Source organism: Lactobacillus helveticus DSM 20075 = CGMCC 1.1877, assembly GCF_000160855.1.
Classification (GTDB): Bacteria; Bacillota; Bacilli; order Lactobacillales; family Lactobacillaceae; genus Lactobacillus; species Lactobacillus helveticus.
Genome location: NZ_GG700752.1, coordinates 163,842 through 177,779, shown reverse-complemented (window position 1 = coordinate 177,779; position 13,938 = coordinate 163,842). Strand labels below are relative to the sequence as shown.

The 13,938-nt window shown below is 36.0% G+C and carries 12 protein-coding genes, 2 tRNA genes, 2 pseudogenes and 1 other annotated feature; of the genes and pseudogenes, 7 read left to right on the top strand and 9 right to left on the bottom strand.

Annotated features, from left to right (window positions below; genetic code table 11):
• Window positions 1-39: 39 nt before the first annotated feature.
• The 4 genes and pseudogenes from HMPREF0518_RS00805 to HMPREF0518_RS00790 form a co-directional block, all read right to left on the bottom strand.
• Window positions 40-524: pseudogene (locus HMPREF0518_RS00805) on the bottom strand (C40 family peptidase).
• A gap of 158 nt (window positions 525-682) precedes the next feature.
• Window positions 683-1,471, bottom strand: a pseudogene (locus HMPREF0518_RS00800) (EamA family transporter); the annotation flags it as partial.
• Between the two features lie 101 nt (window positions 1,472-1,572).
• Window positions 1,573-2,217, bottom strand: a complete 645-nt coding sequence (locus tag HMPREF0518_RS00795; protein WP_020828933.1) for a hypothetical protein — start codon at window positions 2,215-2,217, stop codon at window positions 1,573-1,575.
• Between the two features lie 17 nt (window positions 2,218-2,234).
• A complete protein-coding gene (locus tag HMPREF0518_RS00790; protein ID WP_023192389.1) occupies window positions 2,235-2,762 on the bottom strand; it encodes a hypothetical protein in 528 nt (175 codons plus the stop codon).
• Between the two features lie 257 nt (window positions 2,763-3,019).
• Between HMPREF0518_RS00790 and HMPREF0518_RS00785 the strand changes: the two genes are divergently transcribed.
• The 3 genes from HMPREF0518_RS00785 (at window position 3,020) to HMPREF0518_RS10515 (ending at window position 5,632) form a co-directional block, all read left to right on the top strand.
• On the top strand, window positions 3,020-4,051 hold the full coding sequence (locus HMPREF0518_RS00785) for a YdcF family protein (RefSeq protein ID WP_020828932.1): 1,032 nt from the start codon (window positions 3,020-3,022) through the stop codon (window positions 4,049-4,051).
• A 287-nt stretch (window positions 4,052-4,338) separates the two neighbouring features.
• Window positions 4,339-4,926 carry an ATP-binding cassette domain-containing protein gene (locus HMPREF0518_RS10520; protein WP_003625085.1) on the top strand — a complete coding sequence of 196 codons (588 nt, stop codon included), beginning with the start codon at window positions 4,339-4,341 and terminating at the stop codon, window positions 4,924-4,926.
• Window positions 4,829-5,632, top strand: coding sequence for an ATP-binding cassette domain-containing protein (locus HMPREF0518_RS10515; RefSeq protein ID WP_080543066.1), 804 nt, complete (start codon window positions 4,829-4,831; stop codon window positions 5,630-5,632). The genes HMPREF0518_RS10520 and HMPREF0518_RS10515 overlap by 98 nt, the downstream gene beginning before the upstream one ends.
• Window positions 5,633-5,673: 41 nt before the next feature.
• Here HMPREF0518_RS10515 and HMPREF0518_RS00770 read toward each other — a convergent pair whose 3' ends face one another.
• The 4 genes from HMPREF0518_RS00770 to HMPREF0518_RS00755 all read right to left on the bottom strand — a co-directional run bounded on the left by HMPREF0518_RS00770 (window position 5,674) and on the right by HMPREF0518_RS00755 (window position 9,273).
• A complete protein-coding gene (locus HMPREF0518_RS00770) occupies window positions 5,674-6,153 on the bottom strand; it encodes a hypothetical protein (protein ID WP_003625080.1) in 480 nt (159 codons plus the stop codon).
• A gap of 97 nt (window positions 6,154-6,250) precedes the next feature.
• Window positions 6,251-6,613 carry a hypothetical protein gene (locus tag HMPREF0518_RS00765; RefSeq protein ID WP_003625077.1) on the bottom strand — a complete coding sequence of 121 codons (363 nt, stop codon included), beginning with the start codon at window positions 6,611-6,613 and terminating at the stop codon, window positions 6,251-6,253.
• Between the two features lie 68 nt (window positions 6,614-6,681).
• Complete coding sequence (gene purB / locus HMPREF0518_RS00760; RefSeq protein WP_003625075.1) at window positions 6,682-7,980, bottom strand: adenylosuccinate lyase; 1,299 nt, start codon at window positions 7,978-7,980, stop codon at window positions 6,682-6,684.
• A 3-nt stretch (window positions 7,981-7,983) separates the two neighbouring features.
• Entirely contained in the window at window positions 7,984-9,273 is a 1,290-nt protein-coding gene (locus HMPREF0518_RS00755) for an adenylosuccinate synthase (RefSeq protein WP_003625073.1), read from the bottom strand.
• 210 nt (window positions 9,274-9,483) lie between these two features.
• Here HMPREF0518_RS00755 and HMPREF0518_RS00750 point away from each other — a divergent pair, with 210 nt between their 5' ends.
• The 3 genes from HMPREF0518_RS00750 (at window position 9,484) to HMPREF0518_RS00740 (ending at window position 10,831) form a co-directional block, all read left to right on the top strand.
• The gene (locus HMPREF0518_RS00750) at window positions 9,484-10,476 is read left to right on the top strand and encodes a GMP reductase (protein ID WP_035505223.1); all 993 of its coding nucleotides are present in this window, start codon (window positions 9,484-9,486) and stop codon (window positions 10,474-10,476) included.
• Between the two features lie 199 nt (window positions 10,477-10,675).
• Window positions 10,676-10,749: transfer RNA gene (locus HMPREF0518_RS00745), tRNA-Arg, on the top strand.
• Window positions 10,750-10,757: 8 nt separating this feature from the next.
• Window positions 10,758-10,831: transfer RNA gene (locus tag HMPREF0518_RS00740), tRNA-Pro, on the top strand.
• Window positions 10,832-10,912: 81 nt separating this feature from the next.
• Here the strand turns inward: HMPREF0518_RS00740 and HMPREF0518_RS00735 are convergent.
• Window positions 10,913-11,968, bottom strand: coding sequence for a DUF871 domain-containing protein (locus tag HMPREF0518_RS00735; RefSeq protein WP_003625069.1), 1,056 nt, complete (start codon window positions 11,966-11,968; stop codon window positions 10,913-10,915).
• 135 nt (window positions 11,969-12,103) lie between these two features.
• Window positions 12,104-12,351, top strand: a binding site (T-box leader).
• 63 nt (window positions 12,352-12,414) lie between these two features.
• Here HMPREF0518_RS00735 and asnA point away from each other — a divergent pair.
• Window positions 12,415-13,428, top strand: coding sequence for an aspartate--ammonia ligase (gene asnA, locus HMPREF0518_RS00730; RefSeq protein ID WP_003625066.1), 1,014 nt, complete (start codon window positions 12,415-12,417; stop codon window positions 13,426-13,428).
• Window positions 13,429-13,938 lie beyond the last annotated feature (510 nt).

The window sequence follows — 13,938 nt, the reverse complement described above, 5'->3', positions numbered from 1 at the left end:
ATTTTGCAGATTGAGCTTTTTAATTTCTATTCTTAATAATTATAAAACACGCTTAGCAGCTGATGGGTAAAAGTACATGCTAATAGCTTGCTTTTTAATACCTTGACCTGGCGTTGCGGCATGAACATACTTGCCATCACCAACATAAATACCTACGTGGTAAGGAGATGAAGTTGAACCCCAGAATAATAAGTCACCTTTTTTAAGATGGTTTAAGGATACGCGCTTACCTTTGTTTACCTGACTATATGTAGTTCTATAGGCAAGGTCTTATTGGCAGCTTTTTTATAAACGTATTGAGCTAAGCCTGAGCAGTCAAATGCGGAAGGACCAGTTGCACCGTAAACATATGGCTTACCTACTTGCTTCTTAGCAAGTTTAGCAACTGCGTTACGCTTTCCCTTTTTGCTTGCTGCTTGTACAGTTTGTGATTGATTCAAATTAGGCACATTGATTAAAGATACACCTGTAAAGAATAATGATAAAACTGCAACTAACTTAACTAAACTACGCTTAAATTCCAATGTATTTCTCCTTAATATTATTTCTTAGGTCAAATGATTCGTTTAATCACTCAACGGTTTATATATTACCCAAGAAATATTACAAAGAGATGTTAAAAAGACTACTATCGAATTAAGCAATTTGACAAAGCTAGTAAAATTTTGTAATTGAGTAATAATTATTTACTTAACTTATTTTGTCCAATCTTATTACTACGCTTTTTAGGGATGATATTAAGAGCCATGGCAGCTACTACGACAAGGACTGCTCCTACCCAATCCATTGGCATCATAATTAACCCAAAGACAAGTACAGAGCCAATCGTTGCAGAAAATGGTTCGAATGCATCAAGCAGACTAGCAGTTGAAGGGACAACATAGCGCAAGGCATTAGCCATAATTTGGAATGGAATGATGGTACCAATTATTACAACCGCTGCTGTATATAGCCAAACCTCAGACTTATTAGGAATTGCTTGAAATTGTGGCTGAATAATTACTAGGCTAAGTCCGGCAAATAGCATCCCCCAACCAGTCACTACCATACTGGATTCTTTTTTAACAATATTAACAGGAATTAAAGTATAAGCTGCTTCACCTACGGCTGAAAGCAAGCCCCAAAAAAGAGACGCTGGTGTAATTGCCAAATGATCAAACTGACCATGCGTCGACAAAAGAAAAACACCCAAGAAAGCACAAATTGCGGCAATGATATCCAATCTACGCATAACTTGTTTGTGCGTGATAGTCAGGTAGCCCAAAACAGGACCGATAAATTGTAAAATTGTTGCAATTGATGCATTAGCAACTTTTATACACATAAAATAGAATAATTGCACGGGTAATAATCCAAATACACCATAAGCAATAATCACCCAAGCATCGTGCTTATTTTTTATTGTAGCAATTGGTTTCTGTTTCAAAATTCCAGCTACAATTAACAAAATAATTCCTGAAGTAACCATTCTTCTTTTCCCAATTCTAAACTAGCACCTTCTATACATAGCAAAAAGAAACTAGCAGGGAAATTGGTTTTTGCACAAAAATATCCGCCCAAAGGCGACCACTTCTAAAGTTGATTTAAATGATACAAAGTATAACCAACCGCACCAATTACCAAGCCGATTATATACATCCACCAAAGAACTGGATGGAAGGCTAAAAGGATCAATGAAACAAACATTGTAGCTACGCTTGAATTTCTTGTTAGACGTTTTTTACCAAAAAGCAGACCAAACATAATTCCAGCTGTGGTAAAAACGTAGAATGTATCAGCACTCATCAATATATTTTCAATGATTGCCAATTGTCCTGCTTGAGGTTTACCTGCAATATCTACAAAAATTTCGTAACAAGAAAAAGCCGCAATTGCAAAAGAAAGAATGACAGTGATTAAGCTAATTGTGCGAAAAATAGCTTTTTGCTTTTGAACGGGCGTCTCTTCCATAAATGTTTTCAGGAAGAAAGAACGATCTTTTTTAACGGCTACGACCTTACCAGTCTTCTTGTCATGCCAATTATATGCCCAGCTAATTACAAAGAAAGCCAAAATTAACACGAACTGAATAATCATTAAACGCCAGAAAATTTGAATAGCGAAAACTACTGTAGTCAAAAGTAAAAGAGCATAAATCAGTTCAGCGTAAAGTACATATCTGATACGTTTTTTATCTTTAAATAAGCGTGTAAAAGTTTCAGAATTTGGATCCATCATTACTATTTTCCCCTTCTTTAGAGCTTAGCTCGGTAGGAAAACCATATTCCGATTAAGCTAACTAACATCCCTAATATATTAGTAATCAACAATGGAGATTTTGCCAATAATAAAACAATTGCTAAAAATATAGTGATAACACTGGCTACCCTAATGAATCTCTTATTAGCTGCTAAAATACCGATAGCTAAGCCAACCATGATCAGAACATATGCAAAATCCCCATATAACATAATGTTCATGGCTGTGTCACTAAGTTTAAATTTAAATGGCATTTCAAAAAGAATATTCCAGAGTTGACGAGAAAATCTAATGGCACTGCCCAGCGCGATGAATAAAATTAGGCCTTCAAATAAGCGCAAGAAAAACAACTTAGTGAGCCTAATACTTGTAATGGTCTCCCACAGCGTATCACGCTTTCTCATACGAATAATTGGATCTCCTCGATCAAAGATCCAACCAACTACTAAATATAATGAAATTACGATGCTTTGAACTAAAAGCAAGTGCATGAACATTGAAAAATCATAGAGCAAACTTAGCAATAAAAGAATTACATAAAATAGCTCAAGATAAGCCAGTACTTTGTCAACTTTACGCCGCTTTAACCATGGCTTTAAATCATCTCATCCATGTGGTCGTTCACGATCTCGCCTACTTTTAATTTTAATCTAATTATCCATGATTATATTCTAATTTTTTAAAAAATACCAGAAGTTTTCAAAAAATTAAAAATTGCAAAATAAGCACCCATGATTTTTATTCACCTTACTTCATTTCACCTGTATAATTGATTAAAAATATGTCCTATCCGATTTTAATTACATTTTTAATATTTATAGTATTTTTAGGATATTTTATTTTGATATTGACGCATGAGCGACGGTCGCTTAAATCCGGTTTTATGTCTGTCTTAACACTTTTCAGTCTTGCACTTTTTGCGGCAACTGTACTAGTTAACATTGCAGACCTTGATCCCCATTATAAAGATTGGATTTTGCCGCTTCTTGTATTTGGCTTAGCAGCGGTCGCTTTAGGAGTCACCGTTTTTGCTTTTACTCTGATTATTATGTTTTTATATGATGGCATAAAAATTATTCGTAAAGAAGGCAATCGTTGGACAAATTATTTGTCACTGGCCATGGGAATTGTCATTATTTTCTTTTTGTTCTTCTACCCACAATTAGGCAAATTCAGTCACGATTCATGGCTTGTTTATCCTTATGGATTTTTGTGGCTCGTTATCATCTACTTAGTAACTATTATGATGATGTACACGTTAACCGCCTGGATCAATTTAATCAACTGGTATGTTCCTCATCTTGATTACGTCGTTGTACTTGGTGCAGGAATTATGGGAAAAACGGTAACGCCACTTTTAGCCGCAAGAATTACCCGGGGAATAGAAATCTACCAAAAGAATCCTGGTTCAAAATTAATCATGTCTGGTGGCCAAGGTCCAGGCGAAGATATCCTAGAAGCAGAGGCTATGGCCGAATACGCAATCAACTTGGGCATCCCCAAAGAAGATATCATCATTGAGAACAAATCTAGAACTACTAATGAAAATCTGCGCTTTTCATATGCCTTAATGAAACCAAATAGCAAGTTCTGCATCGTCACTAATTCTTACCACGTTTACCGTGCTCTAGTTTTGGCAAAACGACAAGGATTGCAATGTATTGGCTACGGAGCTAAAACCAAATGGTACTTCACCTTGAATGCCTTTGTGCGAGAATTCATCGCATATTTAGTTATTACCAAGAGAATTCAAATTACAGTTACCGGATTTTTCGCAGTAATGACAATCATTGCTGCAGCATTTAACTTCTAATTTAAAATGGCAGTTCAAGTTAAACTGCCATTTTTTATTTGCTTTATTTTTTAATCTTTTATAATTAAGGTAACTTAATTTAGATTGGGTGGGATTATGGTTAGGATTATTAAAAATAACTTGTCAAACTGTCGTTAGTCAGAATGACAAGTCCTGACTTTTCATAAAAAAGCAGGTTATTATGTCACAACCACAACTAAATAAAACAATATTAAGTATTAATCATGTTGCTTTTTCTTATCCAAATAGAAATTTATTCACTGATTTAAGCTTTTCCATTGCTGTAGATGGAACGTATTGTTTTAATAGGACCAAACGGCATTGGTAAATCAACACTGTTAAATTTAATTCGTAATAAAATTCAACCGGATCATGGTCGTATAATTCATCATGGTGAGATTAACTATATACCTCAAATTGATTATACTGATACAATTAATAATTTTAAAAGTGCTGGAGAGAAGCGACTCACTTTAATCGAAAATACAATTTGGCTACCTGGATCATTATTACTATTAGATGAGCCAACTGTATACTTGGATGAAAACAACATTGAAAACTTACTTTATTTATTAAAAAACTATAATGGTGCATTATTAGTTGCTAGTCATGATTTAGATTTTATTAATCGTTTATGTCAAAAGACTATTATCCTTCAGCCCAATAAAGTGATTCATTTCCCTGGAAATTATAGTCAATACTTAGAACAACATCAGATTAATAACCAGTCTGTGATCAATTTCAATGAAAAAAGAGAGCTTTTACAGCATAAGATCAATGATAAAATCGTTGCTCTACAACAAAAGAGCAACAATTATAATCACTTTAAGTCTCAGAAAGATAGTACTAGACCGTTTTACCTCGCGCAGTCATGATCATGTTCAAAAAGGATTAAACAGTCGCGTCAAGCGTGCAGAAAGAGAATTGCGTAATCTCCCTGGAAAAAGACATGTATATCAGCACCATATTCAATTACCTGAATTCAAAAACTGGTACAAAAAATCGACTACTTTTTCTATTAAGATATATGAATTACTTAGCCCTAGACATGAAACAATTTTAAATATTACTGCATTAACTTTATGTACAGGACAATCGCTAGGGTTAATTGGACCGAATGGTTCAGGCAAAACTACCTTACTCAAATACTTAAAGAATTACTTTAATCATCAGCATCTACTACCTCAAGCAACTTATATTGGTTTAAATTTAAACAAACAACAAAGCTATGAAACAGTAGATGACTTTTTTACAGAAACAATTTTAGGTAAAACCGATATTAAGCGTTTATTAGTCAAAATGGATATGCTTGTTGATTTATTTACTAAAATAAAAAATTTAAGCGGTGGAGAATTTGCTAAGCTAGCTCTACTTAAACAATTGTACCTTGACCACGAAACTATTCTGCTAATTGACGAACCTACTAATTATTTAGATCCAGAAAGCGTAATAGCTCTGGCTAAAATGCTAAAAGACTCGCACTTTACATGTATTATTGCTTCTCATAATCGGAAGTTCTTAACTGAATTTTGTCAATCAAACTATCTGATTAAGGAACAGAAGCTACTAACAATAGATTAGTCTCTAAGCAAAAGAGGAATCGGATAATCCGATTCCCTTTTTTATTTTTTACTACTCAGATTAAGAAAAATCACATTCGGCGCCGAGAAAGTTTGATGAGTTTCTTTATTATACTTACCACCATAATATTCATAGCGAGGCTTCCCTTTACCAAAAGGATCCGTGCGACAAAGAAAGACTACATATGCCACTTTGAATTCCTCCTCTGGACAGCCTAACCCACCAAAAACTATCTCTTCTTGATAGCTATTGGCTACCTCTAAAATATTTTCCCCTGGTTCTTGTGATCCTACTTGAATGATCAATCCATATTTGTTGTGCTTTTTATCTCGTGCAATCACATGTACAATTGCTTTTTCCTCTAAAACATTTCTATTAGGATCATCAAGTGAAGTAGCTTCTTGAATATCAAGTTCAGGCAGTATTCTTTGTACTTCATCAAGCAACCTATCATTATATTTCTTCAAAATACCTGCAGTTAAGTGATCTATCATTGCTGGTGGCACACCATTTTCTAACATAAAAAAATCCTCATTTCGTTAAATTTTGAGTTTTTACCCTTCTATATATAAGTACGCAAAAAAGTGGCAAAATTTTTTCTAAAATGAAGATTTTTTATTATTTAGTATCTTTTCTAAAAAATGGGCAAAGTACAGCTACAAGCAAGCCGTAAATGAAGTACCAACGGTAAATATCTGCCAGATCCTGGTTTTTCAACCATAAAATCAAAGCAATTACTGTTAATAATGCTCCTAAAAAGATGGTCGAGCCCATATTTTTATCAGTAAAAAAGCTTACGCTGGCTCCCAAAGCAATTAGCGCAACTAAGCTAAAGATTACGATAATTACGGGGCCCTGCGTTTGAATATCGACGTCTAGCATTGAAGCATCAGTAAAGAACTGCCAAACCATAAATCCCGCTAATGCAATTCCTGCGAGCAAAACAATTAATCTAATTGTGAATGAAACAAATTTTTTCATAGTCTCTTCCTCTCATTATTGTTCTCATTGTACCAAAAAAGCGCTTGGCTGATGCCAAACGCTTTTAATTAATCATCTAAACCAAGTTTTTTAAAGATATCATCAACATAACGCAAATGGTAATGATAATCAAATGCATCATCAATATCTTCCTTAGAAAGATAATTCATAATTTCACTATTTTCTACTAGAGGCCTAAATTGCTTTTGTTCATTCCATGACTTAGCAGTTAATTTTTGTACCATATCGTAGGCTTTTTCACGAGATAGTCCTGCTTCATCAATTAACTTAAGTAAAACTCGTTGTGAGTAAATCAAACCGTAAGTACGGTCCATGTTCTTAAGCATCGTTTCAGGGAAAACATCCAAATTAGTTAAAATTCGGTTGAAACGGTGCAGCATGTAGTCAATCCCAATAGTCGTATCAGGTAAAATTACACGTTCTGCACTAGAGTGCGAAATATCACGCTCATGCCACAATGCAACGTCTTCATATGCCGTTACAATATGACCACGCATTACCCGGGCCATACCGCAAAGATTCTCTGAGCCAATTGGATTGCGCTTGTGGGGCATTGCAGAAGAGCCCTTTTGACCCGCACGGAAGTGTTCTTCAACTTCATGGATTTCGCTGCGTTGCAAACCGCGAATTTCAGTAGCCCAGTTTTCAATACTAGTAGCAATCAAAGCAAGCATTGCAATATATTCTGCATGTAAGTCACGTGGTAAAACCTGACTAGTGATTGACTGCTGAGTTAAGCCAAGCTGCTTCATTACGCTAGTTTCAATCTCAGGTGACACGTTAGCAAAAGTACCTACGGCACCAGAGATTTTACCAGACTCTACGCCTTTTGCTGCACGTTCAAAACGGTCAATATCACGGTTAATTTCAGCATACCAACGAGCAAGTTTCAAACCAAAAGTAGTTGGCTCAGCTTGTACACCGTGGGTACGTCCCATTTCGACAGTGTACTTGTACTTCTTAGCCTTTTCTGCAATCGTTTCTTTTAATTCATGCAGATCTTTACGAATAATCTCATCGGCTTGCTTAAGCAAAAGTCCCTGTGCAGTATCAACTACATCAGTTGAAGTCAAACCAAAGTGGACCCACTTCTTCTCAGGACCTAAGCTTTCAGAAACAGTTCGGGTAAAGGCTACCACATCATGATGCGTTACAGCTTCAATCTCTGCTACACGTTCTGCAGTAAAGGAGGCATTCTTTGCAATCTTTTCTGCATCAGCTGCAGGTACTTCGCCTTGTTCAGCCCATGCCCTAGTGGCAGCGATCTCTACTTCAAGCCAAGCTGCATATTTATTTTCATCCGTCCAAATTTTTCCCATCTCTGGGCGAGTATAACGTTCAATCATATTTTACCTTTCCCATGGATTCTTCAAAACAATAGTCTGTTCACGATCAGGACCAACTGAAACTGTTACCAATGGAATGCCTACCAATTCAGAAACACGGTTCAAGAATTTTTGTGCATTTTCTGGAAGGTCATCCCACTTCTTAGCAGCAGTAATGTCCTCTTCCCATGCTGGAAGCTCTTCATAAACAGGTTTACATCTATATAATTCTTTCAAACTTGCTGGGTAGTAGTCAATCTTTTTGCCATCAAGTTCATAAGCAGTACAAATCTTGACCTTGTCAAAGCCTGAGAAGACATCAAGCAAGTTAAGGCTTAAGCCGTTAATACCTGATACACGCTTAGCATGACGAAGTGCTACTGAATCAAACCAACCAACACGACGTGGACGACCAGTAACAGTACCATATTCATGTGCGGTATCACGAATGCGGTCACCAACTTCATCAAGCAATTCAGTTGGGAATGGGCCTTCACCAACACGAGTAGTGTAAGCCTTGCAGACACCAATCACTGTATTCAAGCGGTTGGCACCTATACCGATACCTGAACAAATTCCCCCGGAAATAGTGTTAGATGAAGTTACGTATGGGTAAGTACCTTCATCAATATCAAGCATAGTACCTTGAGCACCTTCGAAGAGCACCTTTTCACCGTTATCAAGTGCATCGTTAACTAATACAGAAGTATCAGTAACATATTTCTTCATCTTTTGACCATATTCATAGTACTTGTCAAAAATATCTTCAAGCTTAAGAGCAGGCTTACCATAAACCTTAGTAAATAATTCGTTTTTAACTTTTAAGTTAAGACGTAATTTTTCTTCAAAGGTATCTTTTTCAAGTAAATCACAAACACGAATACCAATTCTTGAAGCCTTGTCCATGTAAGTTGGTCCAATACCGTTCTTGGTAGTACCGATCTTTCTATCACCCTTAGCTTCTTCTTGATATTCATCTTGCTTAACGTCATAAGGCATGATGATATGAGCACGGTTAGAAATTCTTAATTTGCTAGTATCAATGCCGTTCTTTTCAAGGTTATCAAGTTCGCCGAACATCACTTCTGGGTTAATTACTACCCCATTACCAATTACGGCAGCCTTGGAAGCAGCAAAAATACCTGATGGAATCAAACGCATCTTAAATTCTTTACCATCGATATCGATAGTGTGACCTGCGTTGTTACCACCATTTGAGCGGACTGCCATAGTAGCATCCTTGCTCAAAAAATCAGTAATCTTACCTTTTCCTTCATCGCCCCATTGGCCCCCTACGACTGCAACTGCTGCCATTTAAAATTCACCTCTAAAATTCACCTCATAAAAACCTCTTAAATATTACGTATGCTAGTCTAGCAATTTGTTAATCGTTAGTCAATGCAAATTCCGAATTCTTTTATTTTTAATTTATTTCATAGTTCGATTTTTATATTGACAAAATAATTTATTTTCAATATAGTAATTGACGGTTTATACGACAACTTAACAAGTAGAACTTAAAAAGTGAGCAATTATTTCAGTATGGAAGCCTTTGATTACGATAATATCCAACTTGTTCCAAACAAAGGCATCATTAATAGTCGCCGTGACGCCGATACTAGCGTCAAGTTCGGAAACCGAACATTTAAAATACCAGTTGTGCCAGCTAACATGGAGAGCGTCATTAATGATGACCTAGCAATTTGGCTTGCTGAAAATGGTTATTATTATGTAATGCATCGTTTTCAGCCAGAAAAACGGATTCTATTTATTAAAATGATGCATAAAAAAGGCTTATTTGCATCAATCTCCGTCGGCATCAAAGATAGTGAATACAAATTCATCGATGAATTAGTTGAACAAAATTTAAAGCCTGAATATATCACTATTGATGTTGCACATGGTCATTCAATTTATGTGATTAAAATGATCAAATACATTAAGCAAAAATTACCAGAATCATTCCTTACTGCTGGTAATATTGCTACACCAGAGGCTGTGCGAGAATTAGAAAATGCCGGCGCTGATGCAACCAAAGTTGGTGTTGGTCCGGGCCGGGCATGTATTACTAAATTAAAGACTGGTTTTGGGACTGGTGGCTGGCAACTAGCCGCTTTACGCATGTGCAGTAAAGCAGCATCCAAGCCGATGATCGCTGACGGTGGCATTCGTCATAACGGTGATATCGCTAAATCCGTTCGCTTTGGTGCAACTATGGTGATGATCGGTTCACTTTTTGCAGGTCATGAAGAATCTCCTGGCAATGTTATCAAAATTAACGGCAAAACTTATAAGCAATATTGGGGTTCAGCTTCTGCAGTGCAAAAAGGTGCCTACAAGAATGTAGAAGGTAAACAAATGCTCGTGCCCTATCGCGGATCAATCAAAGATACTTTGCGCGAAATGAAAGAAGATTTACAATCATCAATTTCATATGCAGGTGGTCGGGATTTAAACTCCATCAAGCTTGTTGATTACGTCATCGTTAAAGACAATATTTTTGATAGTGATAGATAATTAAACATTTTTAATACAAAATAGTTGCATTTTGATTATTTTTTGTTAATTATTTTGTAATAAGATAGTTTTATTGGCATTTTTTCGATAGAATAGTATAGGTCTAGTTACTGGAGGGTAGACAGTAACTAGGCTTTTTTCTTGCAAAAAATTATTGGACATCGCTTATATTTATGTTATACTAATTGAGTTGATAGACGCGCCCTTAGCGCAACTGGATAGAGTGTCTGACTACGAATCAGAAGGTTGAAGGTTCAAATCCTTCAGGGCGCACTTAAAAACGGGAAATGGCTCAGTTTGGTAGAGCACCTGGTTTGGGACCAGGGGGTCGCAGGTTCGAATCCTGTTTTCCCGATAATATTTACTGTGAGATGAATCTTTGATTCATCTCTTTTTTTGTACAAAAAAGAAGTATTTCCTGAGAAATACTTCTTCGCTAAATACTATTTGCATTTGCTTTTCTAAAAATTACCCGCGTATTAGAGCCAATATAATCAAGTAATGGCAAATCATAATCTTTTACCTGAGCTAGCACGTTAACTTTTTCATTCCGTGGCAAATCACACTTAGTTATTTCGATTTCCCCCTTATACCGCTGATACAAATCATTATCGACCGTCACGCTGCCCTTAGGCCGAGCATAAATGTTGTCTTGTGGTTCTGTTGAAAACAATTGCTTTTCCCTGCTTTCCTTTAATCGTACTACATCCCTTGCCACATCAGGCCGATTATGCCAATCATTTTCAAATAATTCTGGAATTTCAGTATCTAGGTGCAATGTAATAGCTTTTTCTTTTTGATAATTGGTAATCGATTCAATTGTATCCTTAGTTAATTGCGGATCACCCACAAAAATATCATCACAATCCAGTTTTTGTAATTCTAAGATTGCTGCAAGTGGATTTTCATTTCTTTGTTTTTCAAGTGTAGGTAACCCTGCAAAAATTGGTCCGCGCAACTTGCCATTTCCTGAAATAAAGGCAGCTGTTTTCAAATTATAGCTATGGAGCCATTTATTCTTTTCTTGCATCCAGTGGGCATCAAGCCCAGTTTCTGGACGTGGATAAAAATTATGACCCGCCGTTAAATTATCAAAATTAGCATTGCTGTATTTCAAATTATCAATATCATCTTGCGTAATCGTGCTGGCATTCAGTACAATTGGCATTTCCTTAGATAATTTGGTAATAGTTTCCATAGCAAATCCATCATCTACCCGTAAACCGGTTAAATTTAAGCTTTTAATCTGATCCACGCCGTTAATATTTAACTTATGTAGAACTTCTTCTGATACATCTGCCACAATTTTTAAATCTAATTTTTGACACCAATTAACCAAATTAGCTAATCGCTTTAATACAATGTCATTCTCTGTATCAGGAACTCCAAGTTGAGTAAATACGCACATAAAACCACTGTTGCGCATCATCAATAAATAATTATAATTCTCGGCCGTCAAATCATGTCCGAGATAAACAGAAAAACCTAACATTTTAATCCTCTAAAGTAATAATATTTTCTTTTATGTCTATAAGTAAAACGGTTTCTAAATTATCATATCACATTTTTGTCTTGCTTTTTTTAGAGAAATACTGTTAAATATATATCAAATAAATATCAAATAAATTAAAAGGCTATGAAAAAGACGAGTAAATAATCTATTTCTCTCCAGTGAATTAGTGTTAGTGCGAAACTAATAGACCCTGGATTATTGAAAAACACTTTTAGCAGCTCACCGAAATAACAATTCTTAAAGTAGGTTGAGACGTCTCCGGCACGTTACCACACCGGTGGGGCATGATTGTGCTCCATAAAGAGGTCTATATAATTAGACAATATGGGTGGTACCGCGGAAAAAAGCCTTTCGTCCCTGGATTATAGGGAGCGAAGGGCTTTTTCTTTACTCTCAAATATTTTCGAGAAAGAGGATTTATTATTATGACACTTATTTTACCTAAAGACTACCGCCCTACATTAACTGTCCGTGATACTGAAGCAGCGATTGTTTTCATCCGTGAAACCTTCCAAGACAAATTAGCATCTATTCTTGGCATCCAAAGAATGTCTGCTCCAATGTTCGTTGAACAAAAAACTGGTTTGAACGACAACTTAAACGGTGTCGAACGTCCTGTTGCTTTCGACGTGAAGGCTATGCCTAAAGAAGATACGATTGAAATTGTCCACTCCCTTGCTAAGTGGAAGCGACTCGCCCTTAAGAAGTACGGCTTTGGCATGCACGAAGGTCTTTATACTAACATGAACGCCATTCGCCGCGACGAAGATTTAGACAACTTCCACTCCATTTACGTTGACCAATGGGATTGGGAAAAAATCATTCGCAAGGAAGAACGCAATACCGATACTTTGGAAATCACCGTTAACAAGATTTTTAGAGCAATTAAAGAAACTGAAAAATTAGTATCTGCACGCCACACTGGTTCTACCTACCGTCTTGGTGACCACGTTTCATTTATTACTACACAAGAGCTTGAAGACCGCTGGCCTGATCTTTCACCAGACGAACGCGAAAATCAAATTGCTAAAGAAGAAAAAGTTGTCTTCATCATGAAGATCGGTGATAAGTTAAAGCGTAGCGGTAAACCTCACGACGGTCGTGCACCTGACTACGATGACTGGCAATTAAACGGTGATTTAGTTTTCTGGTATGAACCTCTTCAAAGCAAGATTGAAATTTCTTCAATGGGTATCCGAGTCAGTGAAGAGAGCTTAAAGGAACAACTTAAGAAGGCTCACTGCGAAGAACGCACTAAATTGCCATTCCACCAGATGATTTTGAAGGGTGAATTACCTTATTCAATCGGCGGTGGGATCGGTCAATCTCGTCTATGTATGTTGCTGTTAGGTAAGGCTCACATTGGTGAAGTACAAGCTTCTATTTGGCCAGAAGATATGGTTGAAAAATGCGAAGCAGACAATATTGAATTACTTTAAGAAAAATGAACTAAAAAAATCAATTTGCTTTTTGATGCAAATTGATTTTTTATTTTGCTTATAGCATTATTTTAACTTTATTACTTCATCAAACCTACTACTGAGATTATCATCTAACACATGGGTAATATATAAAATCGTTGTCTGTAAATCCAACAGTTTATTTTCAATCTTCCTCAAAGTAGTTTTATCAATTCCTGATGAAAATTCATCAAGAACCAAAATACTTCGGTCATTAATTTTATTGAAATTTATCTATGTCAAAGTAACAGCATCAAGCGGAAAGGCTGGGGAGTATAATCGAAAACAATAAAAATATCTCTACTCCTGTTTATTCCAAAGTATTAGGTCAATCAAAACATCCGATGATTATGTGCATTCATTTTAAAACAAAAATAAAAGTGCTAGACAATCATTCAATTAAATTACTATCTAACACTAGATTTCATTTAGTATAATCACCTTAAGGAAACGGTAAATATTTATATTTATTTGGAAAATTATTATTTG